Annotated in this window: 23 protein-coding genes; 6 read left to right on the forward strand and 17 right to left on the reverse strand. The window is 30.1% G+C overall.

The window, feature by feature from the left end; translation table 11 throughout:
* Positions 1-206: 206 nt before the first annotated feature.
* The 3 genes from AAEO58_RS04930 to AAEO58_RS04940 are packed head-to-tail and all read left to right on the forward strand — an operon-like array spanning position 207 to position 1,083.
* On the forward strand, positions 207-461 hold the full coding sequence (locus AAEO58_RS04930) for a hypothetical protein (protein ID WP_341682409.1): 255 nt from the start codon (positions 207-209) through the stop codon (positions 459-461).
* Positions 462-463: 2 nt separating this feature from the next.
* The gene (locus AAEO58_RS04935; protein ID WP_341682411.1) at positions 464-730 is read left to right on the forward strand and encodes a hypothetical protein; all 267 of its coding nucleotides are present in this window, start codon (positions 464-466) and stop codon (positions 728-730) included.
* Positions 731-732: 2 nt separating this feature from the next.
* Positions 733-1,083, forward strand: coding sequence for a type II toxin-antitoxin system PemK/MazF family toxin (locus tag AAEO58_RS04940; RefSeq protein WP_341682412.1), 351 nt, complete (start codon positions 733-735; stop codon positions 1,081-1,083).
* A 58-nt stretch (positions 1,084-1,141) separates the two neighbouring features.
* Here AAEO58_RS04940 and AAEO58_RS04945 read toward each other — a convergent pair whose 3' ends face one another.
* From AAEO58_RS04945 to AAEO58_RS05015, 15 genes are all read right to left on the reverse strand, one after another.
* Positions 1,142-2,401, reverse strand: coding sequence for a Y-family DNA polymerase (locus tag AAEO58_RS04945; protein WP_341682413.1), 1,260 nt, complete (start codon positions 2,399-2,401; stop codon positions 1,142-1,144).
* 34 nt (positions 2,402-2,435) lie between these two features.
* Positions 2,436-2,807 carry a hypothetical protein gene (locus AAEO58_RS04950; RefSeq protein WP_341682415.1) on the reverse strand — a complete coding sequence of 124 codons (372 nt, stop codon included), beginning with the start codon at positions 2,805-2,807 and terminating at the stop codon, positions 2,436-2,438.
* 6 nt (positions 2,808-2,813) lie between these two features.
* On the reverse strand, positions 2,814-3,263 hold the full coding sequence (locus AAEO58_RS04955; RefSeq protein WP_341682819.1) for a LexA family protein: 450 nt from the start codon (positions 3,261-3,263) through the stop codon (positions 2,814-2,816).
* 151 nt (positions 3,264-3,414) lie between these two features.
* Positions 3,415-4,257 (reverse strand): hypothetical protein, encoded by an 843-nt coding sequence (locus AAEO58_RS04960; protein WP_341682416.1) that lies wholly within the window; start codon positions 4,255-4,257, stop codon positions 3,415-3,417.
* Between the two features lie 46 nt (positions 4,258-4,303).
* The gene (locus AAEO58_RS04965) at positions 4,304-5,497 is read right to left on the reverse strand and encodes a GIY-YIG nuclease family protein (RefSeq protein ID WP_341682418.1); all 1,194 of its coding nucleotides are present in this window, start codon (positions 5,495-5,497) and stop codon (positions 4,304-4,306) included.
* Positions 5,490-7,421: a DEAD/DEAH box helicase gene (locus tag AAEO58_RS04970; protein ID WP_341682420.1), complete on the reverse strand. Its 1,932-nt coding sequence runs from the start codon at positions 7,419-7,421 to the stop codon at positions 5,490-5,492. The genes AAEO58_RS04965 and AAEO58_RS04970 overlap by 8 nt, the downstream gene beginning before the upstream one ends.
* 85 nt (positions 7,422-7,506) lie before the next feature.
* A complete protein-coding gene (locus tag AAEO58_RS04975; RefSeq protein ID WP_341682423.1) occupies positions 7,507-9,159 on the reverse strand; it encodes an ATP-binding protein in 1,653 nt (550 codons plus the stop codon).
* Positions 9,156-11,921 carry a class I SAM-dependent DNA methyltransferase gene (locus AAEO58_RS04980; RefSeq protein ID WP_341682425.1) on the reverse strand — a complete coding sequence of 922 codons (2,766 nt, stop codon included), beginning with the start codon at positions 11,919-11,921 and terminating at the stop codon, positions 9,156-9,158. Before AAEO58_RS04980 ends, AAEO58_RS04975 begins: the two co-directional genes overlap by 4 nt.
* 69 nt (positions 11,922-11,990) lie before the next feature.
* The gene (locus AAEO58_RS04985; protein WP_341682427.1) at positions 11,991-14,252 is read right to left on the reverse strand and encodes a DUF3987 domain-containing protein; all 2,262 of its coding nucleotides are present in this window, start codon (positions 14,250-14,252) and stop codon (positions 11,991-11,993) included.
* A 2-nt stretch (positions 14,253-14,254) separates the two neighbouring features.
* A complete protein-coding gene (locus tag AAEO58_RS04990; protein WP_026726787.1) occupies positions 14,255-14,530 on the reverse strand; it encodes a helix-turn-helix domain-containing protein in 276 nt (91 codons plus the stop codon).
* A 3-nt stretch (positions 14,531-14,533) separates the two neighbouring features.
* On the reverse strand, positions 14,534-14,821 hold the full coding sequence (locus AAEO58_RS04995) for a helix-turn-helix domain-containing protein (RefSeq protein ID WP_262319431.1): 288 nt from the start codon (positions 14,819-14,821) through the stop codon (positions 14,534-14,536).
* A gap of 101 nt (positions 14,822-14,922) precedes the next feature.
* Complete coding sequence (locus AAEO58_RS05000; protein ID WP_341682432.1) at positions 14,923-15,651, reverse strand: hypothetical protein; 729 nt, start codon at positions 15,649-15,651, stop codon at positions 14,923-14,925.
* Between the two features lie 9 nt (positions 15,652-15,660).
* Positions 15,661-16,893, reverse strand: a complete 1,233-nt coding sequence (locus AAEO58_RS05005) for a tyrosine-type recombinase/integrase (RefSeq protein ID WP_341682434.1) — start codon at positions 16,891-16,893, stop codon at positions 15,661-15,663.
* Positions 16,894-17,131: 238 nt separating this feature from the next.
* Positions 17,132-17,890, reverse strand: coding sequence for a TIGR02757 family protein (locus tag AAEO58_RS05010; protein ID WP_341682436.1), 759 nt, complete (start codon positions 17,888-17,890; stop codon positions 17,132-17,134).
* A gap of 1 nt (position 17,891) precedes the next feature.
* The gene (locus AAEO58_RS05015; protein WP_341682437.1) at positions 17,892-18,557 is read right to left on the reverse strand and encodes an ABC transporter ATP-binding protein; all 666 of its coding nucleotides are present in this window, start codon (positions 18,555-18,557) and stop codon (positions 17,892-17,894) included.
* A 280-nt stretch (positions 18,558-18,837) separates the two neighbouring features.
* Here AAEO58_RS05015 and msrA point away from each other — a divergent pair, with 280 nt between their 5' ends.
* The 3 genes from msrA to AAEO58_RS05030 are packed head-to-tail and all read left to right on the forward strand — an operon-like array spanning position 18,838 to position 20,411.
* Positions 18,838-19,365, forward strand: coding sequence for a peptide-methionine (S)-S-oxide reductase MsrA (gene msrA / locus AAEO58_RS05020; RefSeq protein ID WP_341682820.1), 528 nt, complete (start codon positions 18,838-18,840; stop codon positions 19,363-19,365).
* A 15-nt stretch (positions 19,366-19,380) separates the two neighbouring features.
* On the forward strand, positions 19,381-20,049 hold the full coding sequence (gene folE / locus AAEO58_RS05025) for a GTP cyclohydrolase I FolE (RefSeq protein WP_291135041.1): 669 nt from the start codon (positions 19,381-19,383) through the stop codon (positions 20,047-20,049).
* A gap of 47 nt (positions 20,050-20,096) precedes the next feature.
* Positions 20,097-20,411, forward strand: coding sequence for a hypothetical protein (locus AAEO58_RS05030; protein ID WP_341682438.1), 315 nt, complete (start codon positions 20,097-20,099; stop codon positions 20,409-20,411).
* A gap of 26 nt (positions 20,412-20,437) precedes the next feature.
* On the opposite strand, the gene AAEO58_RS05035 is transcribed toward AAEO58_RS05030, so the two are convergent.
* A complete protein-coding gene (locus AAEO58_RS05035) occupies positions 20,438-21,274 on the reverse strand; it encodes a GIN domain-containing protein (RefSeq protein WP_341682439.1) in 837 nt (278 codons plus the stop codon).
* A gap of 299 nt (positions 21,275-21,573) precedes the next feature.
* Positions 21,574-22,299, reverse strand: coding sequence for a head GIN domain-containing protein (locus AAEO58_RS05040; RefSeq protein WP_341682441.1), 726 nt, complete (start codon positions 22,297-22,299; stop codon positions 21,574-21,576).
* Positions 22,300-22,320: the final 21 nt, after the last annotated feature.

Genomic DNA, 22,320 nt, shown 5'->3' on the forward strand with positions numbered 1-22,320 from the left:
GTTGAACGTTTCCACGCTTTGTTATGTTGCGAACTACGGAACCGATTATTTTCTATCAAAGATAAAATTTCTTGCGAAAAGTAAACGTGAATTTACTACAAAATTCGCAATCTTTCCAAACGCTTGTTGTGCGACGTATATTTTGGCACGATTTTTTATCTTTATATAAAAAATAAATTGTATTTTTGCAAACAGATAGTTTACCTATGAAAGAAAAAGATATAAAAGAGATTAGCTTTGTTTATGATGACAAAGTAGAGAATATCTTTACTGATTTAGTTCAGTTGAATGTTAATCACGAAACTGTGAAAATTAAATTAGCAGTTAAGGATACTCATGAAGCTACCGCCCAAGTGTCCCATGTAATGATTATGACAATGCCTCATTTTTTAAGATTCGCTAAAATTTGTCATGATGCATCGGAAAAACTTATTTCAGATTTAAATTCTTTAAAAGATTAATTATGTTTTTTATAGCTACGACACAGATTGATAGTTCACAATGTGAATATGATGTAGTATCAACTATTGATACTGAAACATCTCCTCGTTTCAATAAAAATATTTTGAATCAAAATTTTAATGATGTTATGGTTGTATATAAAACCGAAAATGTTGATTTTAATCTTAATGAAGATGAATTGACAAAAACTTTGTATTTTATTTCTACAGATTCATTCGATGAAATATGGAGTAAAGAAGAAGATAATTACTGGGAAAATTACATGTAATAATGAAGTTTAAACAAGGAGATATTGTCATAGTAAATTTTCCATTTACTGATTTAAGTAATTTTAAACCAAGACCTGCAATTATTGTTTCTAATCCTTTAATAAATGTTTCTGGTGATTATATAATTGTGATGATAACTACTCAAGAAATTCGTGGAGGTTTTTGTGTTGAAATTTCAAATTCTGATGTTACAGTTCCATTTAAACCTCCACATGATACTATGTATGTTTATTGTAAAAAAATTGCAACTTTGAGTGAGAGTATTGTAAAGAAAAAAATAACAGAGATAAAAAATAAAGAAAAGTTAGAAGAAATCATTTCAAAAATAAAAAACGGTTTAGATGTAGTCTAAACCGTTTTTTATTATATGTTGCACAACTAGTAAATATCATAAAATATATACAACTTTTTTATATTTTAATTGTAATAATTTCATCAATTCTTGTTGTGTAGGACTTTGATAACTTTTCTTGTTTCATTTTCCATTGTCTGCCAAGTGATTGATTAGCGAACTTGATTTTGTTTTTGCCGTAGCTTTTATTTAGTTTATCAACTACCGACATTAAAGGTTGGTGTTTAGGGTTTGAAGTATTGAATAGTGATAATTGTGTTTGATTGTTTGGTGTTAAACCCATTACTATGACACCTGCTTTTTTATAATTATAGCCTTCTTTAAATATTGCTTTTAATCCTATTTGTGCATAATGATTTAACTCTATTGTTGAGTTGGTTGGGAAATCTGTATTTATCACTATGTTTCTTGAATATTGTGGTTGGTCTTTTCTATGATAATTAGTAAGAACAAAAACCATAATCATGTTGCAATGGCTGTTTTGTCTTCTTAATTTTTCTGAACAAGATGCTGTAAATGTTGATACTCTTTCTGATATATCTTCAAATTTAGTTAAAGACTTTTCAAATGATCTAGTAGTAGCAATCATCTTTTTACTTTTTGGAGTTTCTAAATCCAATGTTGGCTTTCCTTCTAATTCGTGTTTTAATCTCAACCCTACAACTGCCATTTCTTTTTTTACCCAATCATCGTGTAATTGTGTGAATTGATAAGCATTAAAAACATTTACTGCTTGTAATCGTTTTGTGTGTTTTCTTCCAATACCCCAAACATCTTCAATTTTAGTCCATTTAAGGGCTTTAATTCTCTTTTCTTCACTATCTATTACATAGACGCTTTTTGTTCGTTCTGGGAACTTTTTTGCTATCTTATTGGCTACTTTGGCTAATGCTTTAGTTGGTGCAAAACCTACACTTATTGGAATGCCTGTGCTTTTAGTAACCGTCTTTTGTATATTAAATCCATAATCTTGAAGATTGTATAATTCAAAACCTTCAAACTTTAAAAATGCTTCGTCAATACTATATACTTCTATTTCTGGAGTGTATGTTGCAAGTATGTTCATTACTCTACTACTCATATCACCATACAACGCATAATTTGAAGAATAGACAAATACATTATTTTCTTCAAAAAGTTTTTTAAATTCAAATGCAGGAGCACCCATAGGTATTCCTAATGCTTTAGCTTCATTAGAGCGTGCAATTACACAACCATCATTATTGGAAAGTATTACTACTGGTTTTCCAATTAAATGCGGTTCAAACACTCTTTGACAAGAGGCGTAAAAGTTATTGCAATCTACTAAGGCAAACATTCTTTTTAAGTGATTAGTAATTAGTGAATAGTGATTAGTTTCTTGAAATTATTTCTAAGTATTCTTCAATTAATTTAAAGTTAGTAATATCGGAACTTTCTATTTTGAGAGTTTTTCTATCTCCGTTACTAATATCCCAAAGTATAAGATAACTATCTCGACCATCCCAAAACATTTCTAATTCTATCGTTTTAATGTACCACGACTTATAAGCTTCAAATGTGTAATTTGAATCCTTTACATCTTTAATTAAAAAGAGAAAAATATCATAAACAAGCTTTGAAAATGAGTTGTAATTTGCTGATTCAATTTGAATTATTTGTTCAATAAATTTATAATCATCGTTATTAGCTGTGTTTGATTTTATTTTTTCTAAATGATTGATAATTAAATTAAATCTATCCATAACTAATCAAAATGTTTTAATGCTATGGATTACGATTCCCCAAATCATTAGTTCGTTTTCTTCTGTAACCTTAATAGGTTTATATTCTTCGTTTTCAGCTATTAGCCAAACAATATCTTTTTCAATTTTAATTCTTTTTACAGTAAATTCTCCATCGATTTGACATATTGCAATTTTACCATCTTGCGGTGCTAAACTTTTATCAATCACCAATAAATCGCCATCAAAAATACCTGCGTTTTTCATAGAATGACCTTTTACTTTAGCAAAGAAAGTACTGTCTTTATGTTTTATGAGATGCTTATTTAAATCGATAGTTAACTCAATAAAATCATCAGCAGGAGAAGGAAAACCTGCACTAATGCCTACATCAACAAAAGGTAAGTCTAACTCTGTTGAATAGTCTGGTGCGTAAAATTCAAATATTTTTGTAGTATGTAAACTTCTTAACTTCATCATAAGACAAAATTAAGTAAGTATTGTAATAGAAAATAGGATTACTGAAAAAATAGTTATTAACGAAATGAAGCAAACAAAGAATTGATGCTAGGAATACTTGGACTAGGAGCGATTTTTGTGCAGATGAATGAGGTAATAAATATGAATATTATATAGATTTCATTGATTTTATCAAAAATGATAATTGTTGTTCGTTACTTGAAAAAATTTCATTCATATTTTGATGGTCAATTTGTGATGATTGTAATTGCTCAACAACCACTATACCTAAAGGAGGTCTAGAATCTTCATTATCTAATCGATATATAAAAAATGAACAGCTTTTCATTTTAATATTTTTTAATGTTGAGTCTGAAATATTGCATAATTCCTTAATAGCATTTTTATAATCTTTACCATTTTTTGTCCATTGTGGGATGTTATAAATTTCATAGATTTCATTTGCCCAGCCTAATGCAATAAAACCTTCATTTGAAGGATAACTATCACGCCCTTTTTTATTGTATAATGGATTATTAGAATATCTGCCTAATAGTTTAAAAACATCGCCATCATACTTATATACACTAACTCTACCACAGCCATTTGATAAATCAAAAAAACTTTTAAATATTATTCTTAAGTTGTCAGAACATAATTTATAATATTCTTTTTTAATTACTTCTAGTTTTTTATTTGTTATTTCTAGTTCTGAAACTAGTTCTTCATTTGTAATAAATTTTGATTTTATTTTAAAATTAAGATATACAGCTAAAAGAGCTAATGCTATACCAAAAAAAACTAACAAAGAATTTATATCACGCCAAGAATAATCTAAAATGATTAAATTGAAGGAATCACTTTTTATATCTGCAAGTAAATAAAAATAAGCAGATGAAACACCTAGGACCTCAGGTATATTTTTTTCAAATATTTCTTTAGTTTTTGGTAATATGAATAAAATTAAAATTGCAAATACAAAGCCTATAAAATAAAAAACATCACTACTCATCTAAAATATTATAATAATTTAACAACCAATTTTTCAATAACTTTTTTTACCTATTAATTATAATCCTATTTACAATATCATATTTATAATTCACAATTTCACCGCTTATAATTAATTGAATTGATTGTTCTATAACTTCTAATGGAGCTATAAACCATTCTCTAGGTGTGTGACGAATTTTATTTTCATCAAATATATCAATGTTTAAACAAGAGCTGCCAAAAAAGTTATGAAGTAGTTGTTCTAATTTTTGTGGGTTCATATTGTAGCATTTCCAAGCACTTTCTATTTTGACTTTAGCCATTAAATAAGTTGGTTCTTTTTCTGCATTTTTTATTCTTTCTAATACATCAACCTTTGAATATCCTATTTTAAAAAGGTTTTCTATTGATGCTATTTTTTCATCTTTACTCTTCGAACTTAATACATAAATAAATCCTGCTTCTTCATCTTCCTCAGTTATATTGCTAAACTTCTCAATAAAGCTTTCGTTTACTTTATCTATGTTTTCAGATACTACTTGACCATTTGCATACAATATCTTTTCTACCGACCTTTTGAGCATATTTGATACTGTACCATTTTCGAAAATACATCTTGTTCTTCCATCTTCTCGAACTCTTGTGCCATCTTCTCTATAATGTTCTTTCTTACTGATTTGAATTTCTTCTAATAAGAATAAAACTCCGTTATGAACATAATATGCACCCTCACGTAAGTTACCCATTTTGAAATCAACTAATTTTCTTTTGCCATTAGCTAAATCCTTTTGAATTTCCTTGAATAAATGTTCGTATTTATCAAAGTCTTTCATTGGTTTTCTTCTTGCTACAAAGTCTGTTGCAACTCTTTCGTCAGGTTTAGGTGTATGTTTGAAATCAAATAAATCTGTATCGTCGTCAAACAAATCAAAGGCATCATCATTTAGAATATCATCAATTGAGTTTATCTCTTTTATTTCAAAATCAAGCAGGTTATTAGTGTCTATATCCTTTAATTGTTCTTTCTTCTCTGGGTTTTCTCTAATTCCTTTTAATCTAGTGTATAATTGATATTCTGATACGCTTGAAATGTTTGGTTGTGGTTCTCTTTTGTTTTTTTCTACAAAATTATTGATTTCATGAAAAGAATTTAATAACCTTTCATCTGTAGTTTTTGCTCCAGAAGATTTTGGTTTGACATTTAGAATATCAAACGGGTCATTATTAAAAATATCGTCAAGTACTGAATTTTTATCCATTTGCTAAACGTTTTCTTTTTTCCTCTTTTAAATAAATAATACATTCTGCCATTCTTCTTTCTAATGGATCATTAGCATTAAGACTTGGTTCTTTATCATGTAATTTTTTAAATTCAACAATTTTGGGCCATAATATTTTGGCTTCTTCAAAATCCATTTTGATACGAGTTGCTTCAATTGTATCTTGGATAACTTTCAACACTTTTGTAGTAACTGATTTTGATAATATTTCATAAGCTTTTTGGAATGGATTAACCGCATCAATTAAGTCAATATGAATATCATCTATATTAATGAATTTATCTGCTAAACGAATAAATCTTTGGTCGCCAACTTCTTTAATTTCTCCACTTTTAACTACACTATCAACAACTACATATTGTCTGATTTCTTCAACTTCATCTTCAGTTAATTCAGGATATTTTATTTTAATGATTTTTGGGATTAATACTCTGTTGATTACTTCTGCATCAATTGTACCTGACATAGTTTTTAACATGTTATCATCTTGCAGTATAGTAGCTTTTAAGTCATTCAAATCAGCTTCGATAATATCTTTAACTCTTTTTGAACTTGGCTCTTTAAAACCTCTTACTTTGATTGTTCCCGGCTCTGCATCATCATCATTGTCAAGCTTTGTTTTAAATTTGAAATTAGGTGCTAACACTTGCTCCATTAATAATGATGCTGTAATTGCTTTTAGCATATCATTAGTGGCTTTCTTAACATCGTCTTGGATTGCTTCGGGTTGTGCTATTAAATTTGTAAATTGAGCATGCGTTTTATTATTACTATCTCTAGTACATCTACCTATAATTTGAATAATTTCGGTTAATGAACCTCTATAACCAACTGTTAAGGCATGTTCACAATAAGGCCAATCAAAGCCCTCTTTTGCCATACCTAATGCTATAATCAAATCCATATCATCAACAGAAGAAATGTTTCGTAAATAGTTAACTATTTTATCTCGTTCTCTTGGTGTATCTTCAACTAAATCAGCAATTTTAATAATCTTTTTATCTGTATGTCTTTCAACATAAATAACTCCTGTTTCACTATCTTGTCTTAAAACACGACCTATTGCATCAATAATAAAATCTACTTCATTATGCTTATCTTTTGTACTTTCTCCTGAGTTTACATTTGGAATATGAACAATGGTTTTTAAATCAGTATCTAACACATCAAGGATTGCTTCTGTATATTTTCCTGTGTAAAAATGATACCCAATACCCAATGATTTTAAGTAGTTATAACCGTTTAATTGTTCGTAATAGTTATATGTTACTTTAGTGAACTTTGCTTCGTTCTCTGGTGTTAAAATAGGCACACTATCACCTCTGAAATATGAACCTGTCATAGCTATAATATGAGCTGTTGACTTATTCATTATAACTTTTAATAGTTCGCCTAATCTGTTGTTTACATCGGCAGAAACGTGGTGAAATTCATCAATAGCTAATAAAGTATCATTTAATTTAGTTTCGTCTAATGTATCACAAGCAAAGCGTAATGTAGCATGTGTACAAATCAAAATCTTTTCATCGCTATCCATAAAATTATGAAAGGCTTGTACTTTGCTACTGCTACCATCATCGCCAGGAGTACAAAGATTATAATTGTCGTTTGGTTCCCAATTTGCAAAGAAACCATCTTTCATTAAATCTGTTTGAGAAAATGAACTACCAATTGAGCGTTCCGGTACCGCTACTATGACTTTTTTAATGCCTTGATTTATCATTTTATCTAAAGCTAAAAACATTAATGCACGAGATTTACCCGATGCTGGAGGTGCTTTTAATAATAAATATTTTGCATCACGAGCTTCAAAGGCACGAGATTGCATTTCACGCATACCCATTGTATTGGTGCTTGTGCTTTTTCCTGTTTGGTGGTATGATACGTTTACTAAATTTGGCATGTTTTATTTTTTTAATATTTTATCTAATAAATAAATAAACCCTTGATATTGCTGTGATTACGGTTTTTATTTACGATTTTATTTTTTATTTATTTTTTTTTGGAATTTGATATGTTCTATTCTTTTTTCCACCTTCAATTTCAATCTCACCATCATCAACCATTTTATAAACAGTCCTTTGAATATCTTGTTTAGGTACATCGGGCATTCTATTCTGAATATCAGACATTTTACGATTTCCATTATGTTTCAAATCTTCTATTATTAATGCTGCTAAAACATAAGGTTCTATAGTTTTTAGTGAAGGTTTAATATCAAGTTTAGCTTGAGCAAATAAATCAGGATTTAATAAATATTCTGTACCCTTTTTTGCTCCTCTTGTTATTAATATGTTTTTATCTAATAATGTACCAATCCAAGATTTCATTTTATCTTCTTGTGTCATTTGCAATTTCAAAGCTAATTGCGTTGACAATATTTTCTTTTCAGTTGCAACAATTCCTAAAGCAATATATTCTTTTTGTGTTAACTGAAAATGCTTATCTATATAATCAAGAATAGAAATAACTTCCGTATCAATTGCACCTGAAAAGACTGTTACAGCAACCCTTGTAAATTCATTTTCAATAACAGGAAGTGGCTTTGCATCTCTAACTAATTTCTCATACACTAAATCAAATCCAGAACCTTCTCCCTCCATTAGTTTTAAATCACTTAATGTTTGAATAAGATGTGGGTTTCTTCTATGTCTTTCATGTAAAATATTATCTTTAGTTATACCTAAAGGAAGATTACCCGGGCTTGTTATTACCATTCTATCAGGATAAACTTCGATAAAAATATCACCTGAAATAGTGTATTTTTTATGAGCAATTGCATTTATTAATAATTCTCTAACAACTTCTTTAGGATATTGTCTAACAGTTTTTCTAAACAAACCATCTGGCAACTCACTACTGTACGTTAGTTCTACTGCTTCTTTTTCTAAATCTAATAATAATTCTTTAGGACTATAATTGTGAAAATGCCACTCTTTTTTTCTAATTTTTTCATCACGCTCATTGTAAACAATGTATTGAATTGTAAGTGGATAACTCAACCTTGCACGCTGTGATGGTTTGCCTAACCACAAAACCCCTAAATTTGTTAAATAATTATCAGGGCTTAATAATTGATAAAAACTAAGAATTTCTAAATCATCCTTTAATTTGATGAAGTCAGAAACTTTATCAGACTTTTTAATATCATTAATAAAATTAATAACATCGTTGGCTTCAACATCATTTAATGTTATTTTTTGAGGTGCCACGATTTCCCATTGAAAAGCAGTTTTTTCAGCAGACAAATTAGTTAATTCATCACTACCAACTGGATAACAACTATCTGAAATTCTAATTAATACCTTACCCGATGAAGTTGTAGCTATAACTCTTGTTGATGGTAATATTCTTAATGTAAAATAATCTGAACCATTATCATGTATTTGTATTGAGGGATTAACAATACCAACACCATCCGTAAGGCTTCTTAATTGCTTAACCACATTATTCATGTCGTCAACTTTTATTTTTTGATTTATTGGTGGATGTTTATCATTATCTTCTATACCAATTATTAATTCACCTCCTTGAGCATTTGCAAAGCAAACACAAGTTTCTGCCAAAGATTTTAAATCGGCTTGTTTGCCAACAGCTTTTTTTAAGCTTTTATATTCTTTATTTTTGTCTTCAACATTCATACTTTCTTGCTTTTTTTAGCTTTCTTTTCTTCCTTAAATAACGTGTCTTTTGTTTTTTCCTCTGAAATCATTTGTTCGTATAACTTGAAAAGGTATTCTAATCTTTCTTCGTCTGTTTCAAAAGGTTTACTGCGGTAACAACGTTCTACAGCTAAATCATTTAACCTATGAGCTTCACGCAAGCCTTGTGGCATTTTCTCTGGGTCGTATAATTGTGCTAATGTTTTTTCGGAATGGTTTTCTCGTTCTTCTAATATTCTAAATACACATTGTGTTAATTCTTGTTTTTGAGCTTCTGAAATTTTAGGGAATGGGAAAGTGTTGTAACTTAAAGCTGTTAAATATCTAATATCTCCCCTTAACTTGCCGGATGTTAATTTTACCCATAACATGTGAATTTTTGAGCTAATTACACCAAACACATATGTTTCGCCATCATAAATTGCAGCAGCAGAACTTAAAATAATCGTATCAGCTGGTAATAAACCCATTGGTATATATTCTCTTCTACTTGATGAAACAATCGGTATAATAATAATAGAACTTATACCTTGATGACGATATCTAAATTGGTGAGGTCTACTAGCCAAACCTCTAGCAACATCACCACCTTCTAATCTCTGCTTATAGTTGTTATCTATTCTAGTTTTTATTATATCTATATTTTTGGCAAATTCTAAATCATCATCATCAATCCACAAAGAATATCTTTCAATATTATTAATATATTCATTTGCTCCAAATGTTTTTCTAATTAACTTTTTTGAACTAGGATTAAGGTTTATTAATTCATTTTTTTCTTCAGGAGTTAACATTAAATTGCCACCATCATAAGGACTATTTCCAGTTATCATTATTGGTAATGATGAAAATGGATTTTGTTTTTTTGTAACATATATATCGTTTGCTATCGACAAATAACCATTTATTTTAGGTACTTCAAGTTTACGATTTTGATCAAAAAGATATTTCTTTGTATTGGCATTTTTATATTGTACACCAATAATAGAACACGTAACACCTGCTTTGTCTTTTGCATTGTTTGTCCAATTAAATGGTTTGTACGCAAAAAATATTTCATTTTCCAAATCAGATATAATAGGCCAAAGTTGTTCAACCTGAGCTCCTTCACAAATTGAACTTGTAGTTACTAAAGCATATTTTGATTTTTTATCAATATATTTTGAAGCTAATAAAAACCAACAAGCAATATAGTCTAGTTCTTTATAGTTTTTGAAACCTTTAAAAACCAAATCCATATCATCTTTTTGTTCCTTGGATTGCCCTTTACCCCCCAAATACGGTGGATTACCTAAAATATAGATTTCATCATTTTCCTTTTTAGGACATACTTTTTCCCAATCTACTCTAGTAGCGTTACCATGAACGATATTACCACCTGCTTGTAATGGTAATGTTGGGGTGCTTTCTCCTAACACTTCTTTAAACTTTTGGTTCATTTGGTGTTGAGCTAACCACAAAGATAGAATTGCTATCTCGTGAGCAAAATCGTCTAACTCTATACCAAAGAATTGTGCTAACTCAATGCGTGAAAATAATGTTGGTTGGTATTGTGCTGCTAATGTTAATTGTGCTTTTGGAATTAGTTCTAATTGATAAGGCTCAAAGCCTGTTGCAGCTTTTTGTAATTCTTGTAATTGAACAAGTATTTTAATTTCTAGAAAACGTAGTTCTTTGTAAGCTATAATTAGGAAGTTACCACTACCACACGCAGGATCAAATATTTTGATTTTACCTAAACGTTCTAATAATTTATTTAGTCTTTTTGGTTCGTATTTACCTTTTTCAAACTCTTCATTTAATTCATTTAAAAACAAAGGTTCAATTACTTTCATAATGTTAGGTACACTGGTATAGTGCATTCCTAAACCACCACGATGCTCAGGTGTAATAACAGCCTGAATCATTGAACCGAAAATATCGGGATTAATAGCTGACCAATCTAACTCTCCTGCATCAATAATAGCCTGACGAGAACGACGTGTGAAAGTTGGTGTTTTGTGTTTGTGTTGAAATAAACCACCATTTACATAAGGAAATTCATTTAGATAAGCAGGAAGGTCTTTTCTATTTCTATCATGTGTATTAAGAACATCGAATAGTTTATCAAGATAATTGCTTAAATCACTGCCATCAGTTTGCGTATGTGAACTGATTGCATTTGTGAATTGACCTTTCTTGAAAATATTGGTATCTTCTGCAAAAAAGCAAAATAACAACCTAGATAAGAAAACATTTAAACCGTGAATGAACTCATCTGAATTATCTGGATTGTCTTTTTTAATCTCATCAAAAAGCTTTGCCATTTTTTCGGCTGCTTTTACATCGGCAGGGTTTTCATTTTTATGGGTTGCTTTTTCCATTCCAGCCCACGGCAAAAAGAAATCGAAATGATTTGGTAAAACTTCAAGTTCAATATCAAGTGTATCACTTGTTTTTGTATCAACCGCCAACAACGTCTTATAATCCGTTACGATTATAAAACGTTGTTCTTGTTTTGCTTCTTCTTTGCATTTGGTTATAGCAACGTGTAAATCTTCATTTTCAATTGGCTTGAATAGCACCTTTTTTTTCCAAGATACTTCGCCTTGAACCTTAGAAAGATTTAAGTTTCCATTTTGAAGTCTTGTTATTGATGCTTTAGGTAACCCATAAGCCAATAACAAATCGAAAATGAACGTGTCTTTGCTAAAATTTTTAATCAGGTTTTGAAGATTGTTTTCAATTTGTGCTATATTCATATTATTGAATTTCTATATAAAAACTCAAAAATAAGACATTATAATTATTGTTTAACTATATAATTAATTTTAGTTGATTTTTCTGTAATTTCCATAGTCTGGTTGTTCTAAATATTTTCCTAAACATGATTTTAGAAAGTTGCCCACTGAACGTTCACCAATATCAAACTTTTTACCGATTTCAATTGCTTCTTTTCTCTGGAATTTATTAGGTAATGCATCAAAGAATTTCTTTTTATTTTCACCTGATTTGAATGGTCCTTGTTCTCCTTGCTTTGGTAGATTAGTAAACATTATAACACTGTGTTGAATGTAGGTTTTAGTTAATGTTAATGCTGTTTCAAAATCAATATCGGAACAATATACTTCTTTGTGATAGTCATTTGTTGTAAACTTTCTTATTGCTGTGAAAATCATACAAAAACGGTATAATATCAATCCTAAACGCTTTACTATACTTAAGGCATCTTCGCTGACAAATGTGTTTATTTGTTCTAAAAACGAACTGAAAATAGGGTTAAATCTATCCCATTGTTCATCAGTTAAATGTAAAATCATCTCGTCTCTTTCATAAAACTCTACCAGCTTTAAAACTAGTTTTGATTGTGTTGTGAAATAGTCAGTTAAATTTACAGGATTTCCTTTTGGTGATGGGTCTAACCATACTGCATCTGTTTTAAAAACATAGAATATAAATCGACTAAATAAACCATCTTCTGCTGATGAAATAACATTAAAAACTTGTTTTGGTGTGCCTGATAATGCTACTGATAGTTGCGGATTGTTTACTTCTATATATTCTCCATCGGTTTTAACGCTTTTTGATACTTTTTCATGATGAAAACATTTTCTCAATAAATCCGAATAAGCACCCCAATCATTTTTAAAAGCTTGTCCCATTGTGTCGGCTTCGGTTTCACAAATAATTCCTTTACCTTCATTCCATTCTAAATGGTTCATCATTTTTGCATTACTTATGCTTGCCGGAATATATACTACTTTGAATTTTGGAGCTTGGGGCATTTCTTGACCTTGTTCTAGTTTACCTTTTGATTTTAGCATTTTATAGGCTGCTAAATTTTCATCATATCGCTTTTTATCCTCAATTGAAGTAGCTAATGTTTTGTCGTGGTATTTGTCCGCTAATGCTTTTGCAAATTTCAATGCTCCTTTTCCTGAAGCGGCTGGAGCTAAAATAAAAGAAAACAAACTAGGATAAACAATACTTCCACTATATAAGCCTGATACATTAGGTAAACAACCTGAAAGAATTGCCAATGCTCCTGTAAGATATACATCTCTTTCTCTTTCTTGTGTAAATACTTTACAGCTTTCAAACAAAATAGGTGGTAGGTTATCGTAAACCGATTGCGGAATTATAGGTGTTCCTTTTAGACAATCTTCATAATCATCAAAATTATTGTCTGCATTTATAACACTATCTGTATTTGAACTTTGCATGTTTGCAAACTTTGCAAACTTTGCAAAGTCTGCACTTTGGTTTTTATATGTACTGTTTACCGTTGCTTTTATCTCTCTTTCTTCTAAATCAAAATTATTAATGCAATAGTTCAATGTATCATCTTCATAAATACCAAACTTGTTTGCATTGCATGAGAATAGGAAAATAAAGTTGTTTCTATTGCCATTGTAATACTGTTCTTTTTGTTCGGTAAACGTTAAGCATTTATCTAATAATTCATCTGTTGTAAGGTCATGTTTTACTTCTTTTTGTGGTTCTGTTTTTAATGGTTTTATTTCTTCCTTTACTTCAAAAATTACTGCATTTTCATTTAAAAATAAATCTGTATCACAAGAAACAAAACACAATCGGGTAATGTCTTTACATTTTGCATCAAAATCATAACCTGATAACTCTTTATAAAAATTTGCGATTTGATTGTAAACTGTTGTGTGTTGCTCTGCATTTGAATTGACTTTAATGAATACTTTTAAACCTTCGTTACTTGGACTTATAAATGATGCGAACGTGTATCTACAGGTATTTACAAGCGTTACAAGATTGTTTATTTCAGTTAATGGTATATCATCAAAATCTAAACATACTACTTGTGAATAGGTTACTATATTTGCTTTTGTTCTGCTTTCTCCAAATGTTCCAGAAGTTGTAAAACCTAATAAATTACTTTTGATTTCTTCCGCTGTTTTTTCATCTCCTTTATGCAAAGCATATCGGATAGAATTAATTTCACTTTGATATTTATTGGATTTGATTTCTTGTAATACTTCTAAAAGATTTCTTTCTCCTAAATTGTATTTAAACTCTTGATAAACACTAACCATCAGTTTGTTGTTTGCTATCTGTTCCATTGTTACTTAGAGTTATAGTTATCATTTAGTAATCTTTGGATATCTGAAAGTCTGTAATAGATTTTATTACCTACTTGAGAAAACTCGATAATTTTCTTGTTTCTCCATTCCTGTGCTGTTCTTTTACTGATGTTCATTAGTTTCATAAATTCGCCGTTATCAAAAAAAACATCTTCGGGATCTAATTTGCCACCCAATTTCATTTGTGCAACTAATAAGGCAACACTTTCGTCTAACCTTTTTAATACTTTTTCGGCATCGTCATAAAAATTATTCATAGCTTACTTTTTTAATAGGGTTAAACATTCCATTATTTCAGACTTTTTGTAGTAACGTCTTGCACCTATGCCATAGGCTTTGACTTTACCATTGTTTGTCCATGCCCATAAAGTGCTGCTATCAATTTTTAGAAATTGGCAGGTTTCTTCTCTGGTCATTAATTCTTCTGAATTGTCTTTTGTTTGAATTTCTTTTTGAAGTTCAAGAATACCGTTTCTAACGGATGTACCTATTAGCTGTTGAAGCTGTTCAACAGTTAGGGTTTGAAGTAAAATTGCATTGTTTTGCATGACTTGTTATATTTAAGATTAACAAGTCAAAGGTTGGTACGAGGTCGTGTTGTGGATTGAATGAAATCGTGTGTTTTATGACACGGTTGTTTTAAACTCTTTTAAATTCTATTATATATGCCTTCTCTTAAATCATTATTACCTAATTGGCTTAATGGTTTAAGTCTATCTAGATGTATTTCAAAAAATGATAAAAAATCAATATATTCTATTTGCTTTAAATCTTTATAAATTAGATTATCTTTTTTCATTCTGTGAAACACAAAACTATAATTAGCTAAGTCTTGGTTGGTTTTTTCAAATTCATTTCGAAGATTTGTAAATTTTAAATAAGCACCAACGCTTGTAAAAATTCTAGGATATGGATTATCATTCTGTTTGCTAAGTTCATTTTGTTGAGTTGTGACGTCTTGATTGTCATCAATCTGCAAAATAGAATTTAATTTTTCAGTATAGTATTGGTCTTTCTTTTCTGTTAGTTTATCTTCAAGTTTTATTAGTGAGTTTGTTAAAAAATCATATTTCAACTCGTCGGGAATATTATCTAGTGTATTGTCAATCTTTTTTTTCAAATTAACTCTTGTTTCTAGTATATCCTTTTCAAAATCTTCAAGTTTCCCACCATTGTCTAAGTGATTTTTTTTTATAATTTCAAATAATTGATGGATGTCTTTTTTTAGTCTAACTTTTCCAACATAAATTTTACTGTTGTTTATATCAACAAAAAAATCTTCGTTTTTAAAAAGCCATTCTTCAAAATTATTTTTGAAAATTTCTTCGGTTAAACCAAGAGCATGTAAATTTTCTATATTTAAATCAATACACTTCATGTGTCAAAATTAAAAATAATTTGTTAACTCCATAGCAATATCTTTGTTGCTTTTTCCAATATAAGTTAAAAACATTGCTTCTGTTGTATGCCCCGTAATGTACATTAAAAAAGATGTTGGGATTTTACCATAATTATTGGTTGCAAAGCTTCTTCTTCCAATATGAGAAGAAACCAACAAATGTTTTGGATAATCTTTTGTAACTTTTTCTTTTTTGTCATGGTCGAATAATGTGCCGTGAGTAGGAGTGTTGATTTTTGCTTTCTCACATACTTTTTTGATATGCTCATTATAACGCTGGTCTGATATTTTTCTTGGAAAATTACCGTCGTATCTCTTCATTATTTCAATGATTTTGGAATGAAGCGGTATTGTCATTATCTTATCTGTTTTAATCTGTGTAAACTCGATTAATGGCTTTAATTCTCCTGTTTTATTCTTTTCGTATCTAATCATTGATTTATCAAAACGTAAAAAATCGGAAACCCTTTGACCACAATAACAGCTTATCAATAACCAATCACGTGCATTTTCTAAACCATCGGTTAGATTCTTACTTTTTATTTTTTCTATTGCTAGAATCTCCTTTTCATCTAAATAGATATTTTCAACTTTATGGTATTTTGCTTTAATGCTATCAAGCTGATAATGTGTTTCTACTCCGTTAGCTTTTGCATGTCTGCAAACGGTTTTTATAAATCTAATAGTTCTAGCTGTGGTGTTTGGTGCATAACCTTCACTAATACAATAATTTTCAAAATTCATTTTGAATCTTGTGTCTATATCGCGAATTAATAAAGGTAATTTGGTGTATTCTTGATAACGTATTATTAATTGCTTAATAACATTACATTTTGCTATTGTGCTTTTCTTTAAATCTATTTTTTTAAGTGCAACATAGGTGTCAATATACTCTTGAACACTTTCTGGGTGTTTTATTTCTTCTTGAGGAGGATTTATAAAATCTTTTAACCATTGAGTGTCTACAACTTTAGTTCCTTTACTACGATTGTACTCTTTTAATAGGTCGTTTTTTAATGTTGCTAAATCTGTATCCAGGTTTGCAATATCAATATCTTTTAAAGCTTTCTTTGTTGGTCGCTGTTCAGCATCATCCCAATTGATAGGGTCAATATGATAATTTGTTTTAGCTTTGATGTCAAGTGTTCGTCCATCACGTAAACGAATGTAAATTACCGCAGGACTTTTTTTGCTCTGAAGGAGTAGGTAAATAGATGCCATATTTTTGCCTTTTTATGTTCCATAAAGATACAAAATTTAGTCCACATTTAGTCCACATATGTCCTAAAATATCCTAATTTATCCAAACTTATCCAATAGTGATATTTGTAAAAAGTGCTTTTAAGTATTGAATTTGTTGGAGGTTTCTTTGTTTTTAGTGTTTTTGATATTTTAAGAAATTTCAATATTCGAGCCCCATCTTCTCCACAAGAATCCTGTTTCGGCAGGATTTTTTGTTTTAAAACCCTTCAAAAACGCCTAATCCAAATAAAGCAAAATCGTATTTGACTGGATCACTCGAATCTAACTTTCTTAAATTTTCATCCAATTCCGCTAAAGCTTTAGCATCGTTTTGTTTGCGAGTTAGTAATTCTAATTTCCGAGCCACGTTTCCCGAATGCACATCCAACGGACAAGAAAGTAGACTAGGAGAAATGCTGTTCCAAATACCTAAATCGACACCTTTGTTATCTTTTCGAATCATCCAACGCAAATACATGTTGATACGTTTCGCAGCCGAACCATTCAACGGATCAGAAATATGTTTTTCAGTTCGAGCTAAATGAGGTGCTTCAAAAAACAATTGTTTGAATTCTGAAATCGTATGTTGCATGGTTGGATTTTCTTTCGAAAACACGGCTTCTAATCCGTTATGATTTTGGTAAATATGTTGTAAACCTTTAACGAATCCAACAAAGTCTTTTCCGTTAAAAGTACGATGAACGAAATTTTCTAACGATTCTAATTGCGTTTCCGAATGATTCATGACAAAATCGTAAGGTGAATTTCCCATCAAATCCATCATTTTCTTCGCATTGTTGATAATCATTTTACGATTTCCCCAAGCAATTGTAGCTGCCAGAAATCCTGAAATTTCAATATCTTCTTTCACCGAATACAAATGCGGAATCTGAATTGGATCGCTTTCAATGAAATTCGGATTGTTGTATAATTCGACCTTTTCGTCAAGAAATTCTTTTAACTCGGATTGTGTCATTTTAAGAACTTACAATATTCCCATCCACCATCGTTAGTTTTCTATCTGCCATGTTGGCTAATTCTTCGTTATGGGTAACAATTACGAAGGTTTGCCCAAATTCATCACGCAATTTAAAGAACAATTCGTGTAGATTTTCGGCTGTATGTGTATCTAAATTTCCTGAAGGTTCATCGGCAAAAATAACAGCTGGCTTATTGATTAAAGCTCTCGCAACCGCAACACGCTGTTGTTCACCACCAGAAAGTTCGCTTGGTTTGTGATGTGTTCTTTCGGCTAAACCTAAATAAGATAATAAACGTTTGGCTTCGGTTTCCACTTCTTTTTTATCGCGATTGGCTATAAATCCCGGAATACAAACATTTTCTAATGCTGTAAATTCAGGTAATAATTGGTGAAACTGAAAAATGAAACCTAAATGTTGGTTTCTAAATTTAGAAAGTTCTTTGTCTTTTAAATTCAAAACCGATGCTCCATTGATTTCTAAAACGGTATCGTTTTGTTTGGCTGGTAAATCTAAAGTGCCTAAAATTTGAAGTAAAGTCGTTTTTCCAGCACCTGAAGCACCAACGATTGAAACGATTTCTCCTTTTTTAATGTGTAAATCCACTCCTTTTAAAACATGAAGCGAATCGTAATATTTATGTAGATTTTTTGCCGTAATCATAATGGAACATTTCTACAAAGAAACAAAGATTTTTGGCTAATAAAAAAACTATTCGAAATCTATTCACGTATCTCAATTAATAAAGTTTAGTTAAAATAGTATTTATGTTTAATTTTTATGTAAATTTGTTAAACAAAATAAACGAATGTAATTTATGAAAAACAGTTTAAAAGGGTTGTCGTTAGTTTTGGGTTTGGTTTTTGGTTCATGTACCGCTAAAGAAAAACCAATCGTAGAAGAAGAATTTAAAGAACCTGTAAAAATAAAAGTAAAAGAAGGTATGGAAGTTGCAACATTTGCTGGAGGCTGTTTTTGGTGTACCGAAGCAGTTTTCTTAGAGATAAAAGGAGTAGAGAAAGTGGTTTCGGGATATATTGGTGGGAAAACTAAAAACCCAACTTACAAGGATATTTGTACGGGTGAAACAGGTCATGCAGAAGCGATTCAAATTACATTTAATCCGAATGAAGTAGCGTATGAAGATTTATTAGAAGTTTTCTTCGCAACACACGATCCAACCACTCTAAATCGTCAAGGTGCCGATGTAGGAACACAATATAGAAGTGAGATTTTCTATCATTCGGAAGCTCAAAAAGCGAAAGCAGAAAACTACATTCAGTTGTTAGAAAAAGAAAAATTATATGACAAAAAGATTGTAACGAAAGTGTCTTCGGCTAGTGTGTTTTATAATGCAGAAGAGTATCACCAAAATTATTACAATCAAAATTCAAGTCAAGGTTATTGTCAAATGGTGATTGCACCAAAATTAGAAAAATTGCGCAAGTATTATAAATCGAAATTAAAATAGAAGGGAAAAATTGCTATGAACACTACTATTGAAAAAGAAATATTCGACATTATCGGTGATAATCATCAAATGACATCAGTGGAAACTCCATTGAGACCAGATGCTTTTGTAAGATCCGATGCTCAAAAAATGGAAGTTATTGAACACCATTTTGAAATTATCATGAAAGAGTTAGGTTTAGACTTAACTGATGACAGTTTGCAAGGAACACCGCATCGTGTGGCAAAAATGTTTGTTCAGGAAATATTTTCAGGATTAAATCCTGCGAATAAGCCTAAAATTTCAGTTTTTGACAATTCATATCAATATGATAAAATGTTAGTGGAGGCGAATATCAGTTTCAACTCAACTTGCGAGCATCATTTTTTACCGATTGTTGGAAAAGCGCATATTGGTTACGTTTCTTCTGGAAAAGTAATTGGTTTATCTAAACTAAATCGTATTGTAGATTATTATGCGAAGCGTCCACAAGTACAAGAGCGTATGATTATGCAAATTTTCAACGAACTAAAAACGGTTTTAGAAACTGATAATGTGATTGTGGTGATGGAAGCTACACATTTATGTGTTTCGAGTCGTGGTATTAAAGATGAAAGCAGTTATACTTCAACTTTGCAGTATGGTGGAGTTTTTAATCAGAAAGAATTCCGTGACGATTTTTATAAAATGATTCATAAAGAATAATTTGGCATCTATTTTGTATATTCGTAATAGAATTTACAAAATAAGAAATGATAGAAAAAGCAATTAATAATCCAGTTCAACCCGTAAAAAGCGATAAAACCTCGAAATTAATTTTGAGTTTGTTGTTTGATGGAATAGGAATGTTGTCATATTTAGTTCCTGTATTTGCCGAAGTAACCGATTTAGTTTGGGCACCCATTTCAGGAATATTATTAATCACAATGTATAGAGGAACTATTGGGAAGTTAGCTGGTATTTTTGGCTTTATAGAAGAATTGGTACCTTTTATAGATTTTGTCCCAACATTTACCATAACTTGGTTTTACACTTACGTCATCAAAGGCGGAAAAGGACAAGAATAAAAAAAGGAGCTTTATTGCTCCTTTTTTTATTTTTCTTTCTTAGACAAAGTTGCGTTATTAATGAATTTATTAATTTGAATTTTTGATTCACCTAATAGTTCTACTTCAGTTTTTCCTGATGCTGATAAAGTGAGGTTGGTTGTTACATTAACATAGCACTTTGCATAACCTTCCATAGTTAAATCTAAAGTAGCTATTACTAGTTTTTTTGCGATAAGTAATGAAGAGTTATCTAATCTTAGTTTAGCATTATTAGAATTGCCTTCAATTGTAGCCTGACTTTTTTGATACATGTCAAGTTTTAATTCAGGTGATGTAACTAAAGCTTTTAATTCAGCATTTTTACTTAATTCCAAAGAAGTGTTTTCTGCTTTTACGTTGATTTCTGCTTCTGCTTTATCATTTAAAACTAACGCAAAATAGTTAGCTTTCACATTTAAGAATGCTCTAGAATTATCATAATTTTTAACGGTAATGTTTTCTAATTCTAAATCAGCTAAAGCATGAACAGAGCTTTCATTTTTTGCAGTGATTAATTTTAAATCGGAAGTATAGTTAATTCGTAATGCGAATTTTTTTGCTCCAGTAGCTTCTCTCAAAGACGAAACTCTTAATGTTCCAGCAACGACTTCATAATTGATGATTTCGTGAAGATTATCATCGGCTTCAATTTCTAGAGAAGTTTTATCTGCTTTTACTAAGAAGACTTCAAAATTGTCATTGATTTCAATATTTTCAAAAGCTGGAATTTCTTTAACGGAAACAGTTACAATTTTTGAACCTTTAATTTTTTCTTTTTTTTGAGCTACAGCAATTGTAGTGATAAATAAAAGCGCAAATAGAAAAGATATTTTTTTTGTCATTTTTATGATAATTTGATATCACAAACATACACAAAATTTGTTCCAATTTTATTTTTTCAGAAATAGATTAAAAAAATTAACGCTATCTGATAGGGAGAAAAAAATAAAAAGCACCAGTTTAAATACTGATGCTTTCATTGTTTTATATAATGGAATCTATTAAATTTACTACTAAAGTAAAAACAAATTCTACGACTTGAATTATCAACTTAATCATGAGAGTGAAGTTTTTAGTTGTTAATGTAAAATTATAAAATGCTTGAAACAAAGCTGTTAATTAAATACTAATTATTTGTTAATTAGTTAAGGCTCACACTTCCGCCAGAAGTTTCTTCTTTAATCACTTTTTTTGGTTCTTTAACATAATCAATAGAACTTCCGCTAGAGGCTTTTGCATTTAACAATACAATTGGATTTACGGTTGTATTGCTTCCGCTTGTAGATTGAGCTGTGATTTCGTTTGCAGCTAAGTCTTTGGCATCTATTTCACTTCCGCTTGACGATTTAGTATCTAAAGTAAGTGCTTTACCAGATAGTTTAATTTCGCTACCACTTGTTGATTCGCTGCTTACTTTTTCGTATTCTAAATCGGTGTTAATTGTACTTCCGCTACTTGATTTTAAAGCTAAATTTGTTCCTTTTAAAGTGTTTTTTGAACGAATAGTTGCACCACTAGAAGATTCTAACCCTTCGATAGTTTTTGTACTTACACGAACAATTGCACTTTCCATTGTATTAATGTTGCCATCAATTTTTACAATTAAAGTTCCATTTTCAACTCTTGTAACAATATGCTCCATCAAGTTGTCATCTACTTCCACTTCTACTTCTGTAGTTGCGCCTTGTTCTACAATTACTTCAACACCTGTACTGGCATCAATTTTAGTAAAAGGAGCGTCGATAGTTCTTTTTTCGGTTACCACGTTTCCGCTTCCATCAATACCATCTCCTAAATTTAGATTAGCATTGCACGAGGCAAGACTAAGAGTTAGGAATAGAGCAACTAATTTTAAAGTCGTTTTCATGTTTTAATTTTTTAGTAGTTC

This window comes from Flavobacterium helocola (assembly GCF_038289885.1).
Lineage (GTDB): Bacteria > Bacteroidota > Bacteroidia > Flavobacteriales > Flavobacteriaceae > Flavobacterium > Flavobacterium cheniae.

Excerpts from the sequence above, each read along its gene's own strand:
- AAEO58_RS04930 (WP_341682409.1), top strand. The coding sequence starts at position 207 with ATGAAAGAAAAAGATATAAAAGAGATTAGCTTTGTTTATGATGACAAA.
- AAEO58_RS04935 (WP_341682411.1), top strand. The coding sequence starts at position 464 with ATGTTTTTTATAGCTACGACACAGATTGATAGTTCACAATGTGAATAT.
- AAEO58_RS04940 (WP_341682412.1), top strand. The coding sequence starts at position 733 with ATGAAGTTTAAACAAGGAGATATTGTCATAGTAAATTTTCCATTTACT.
- AAEO58_RS04945 (WP_341682413.1), bottom strand. The coding sequence starts at position 2,401 with ATGTTTGCCTTAGTAGATTGCAATAACTTTTACGCCTCTTGTCAAAGA.
- AAEO58_RS04950 (WP_341682415.1), bottom strand. The coding sequence starts at position 2,807 with ATGGATAGATTTAATTTAATTATCAATCATTTAGAAAAAATAAAATCA.
- AAEO58_RS04955 (WP_341682819.1), bottom strand. The coding sequence starts at position 3,263 with ATGAAGTTAAGAAGTTTACATACTACAAAAATATTTGAATTTTACGCA.
- AAEO58_RS04960 (WP_341682416.1), bottom strand. The coding sequence starts at position 4,257 with ATGAGTAGTGATGTTTTTTATTTTATAGGCTTTGTATTTGCAATTTTA.
- AAEO58_RS04965 (WP_341682418.1), bottom strand. The coding sequence starts at position 5,497 with ATGGATAAAAATTCAGTACTTGACGATATTTTTAATAATGACCCGTTT.
- AAEO58_RS04970 (WP_341682420.1), bottom strand. The coding sequence starts at position 7,421 with ATGCCAAATTTAGTAAACGTATCATACCACCAAACAGGAAAAAGCACA.
- AAEO58_RS04975 (WP_341682423.1), bottom strand. The coding sequence starts at position 9,159 with ATGAATGTTGAAGACAAAAATAAAGAATATAAAAGCTTAAAAAAAGCT.
- AAEO58_RS04980 (WP_341682425.1), bottom strand. The coding sequence starts at position 11,921 with ATGAATATAGCACAAATTGAAAACAATCTTCAAAACCTGATTAAAAAT.
- AAEO58_RS04985 (WP_341682427.1), bottom strand. The coding sequence starts at position 14,252 with ATGGAACAGATAGCAAACAACAAACTGATGGTTAGTGTTTATCAAGAG.
- AAEO58_RS04990 (WP_026726787.1), bottom strand. The coding sequence starts at position 14,530 with ATGAATAATTTTTATGACGATGCCGAAAAAGTATTAAAAAGGTTAGAC.
- AAEO58_RS04995 (WP_262319431.1), bottom strand. The coding sequence starts at position 14,821 with ATGCAAAACAATGCAATTTTACTTCAAACCCTAACTGTTGAACAGCTT.
- AAEO58_RS05000 (WP_341682432.1), bottom strand. The coding sequence starts at position 15,651 with ATGAAGTGTATTGATTTAAATATAGAAAATTTACATGCTCTTGGTTTA.
- AAEO58_RS05005 (WP_341682434.1), bottom strand. The coding sequence starts at position 16,893 with ATGGCATCTATTTACCTACTCCTTCAGAGCAAAAAAAGTCCTGCGGTA.
- AAEO58_RS05010 (WP_341682436.1), bottom strand. The coding sequence starts at position 17,890 with ATGACACAATCCGAGTTAAAAGAATTTCTTGACGAAAAGGTCGAATTA.
- AAEO58_RS05015 (WP_341682437.1), bottom strand. The coding sequence starts at position 18,557 with ATGATTACGGCAAAAAATCTACATAAATATTACGATTCGCTTCATGTT.
- msrA (WP_341682820.1), top strand. The coding sequence starts at position 18,838 with ATGGAAGTTGCAACATTTGCTGGAGGCTGTTTTTGGTGTACCGAAGCA.
- folE (WP_291135041.1), top strand. The coding sequence starts at position 19,381 with ATGAACACTACTATTGAAAAAGAAATATTCGACATTATCGGTGATAAT.
- AAEO58_RS05030 (WP_341682438.1), top strand. The coding sequence starts at position 20,097 with ATGATAGAAAAAGCAATTAATAATCCAGTTCAACCCGTAAAAAGCGAT.
- AAEO58_RS05035 (WP_341682439.1), bottom strand. The coding sequence starts at position 21,274 with ATGACAAAAAAAATATCTTTTCTATTTGCGCTTTTATTTATCACTACA.
- AAEO58_RS05040 (WP_341682441.1), bottom strand. The coding sequence starts at position 22,299 with ATGAAAACGACTTTAAAATTAGTTGCTCTATTCCTAACTCTTAGTCTT.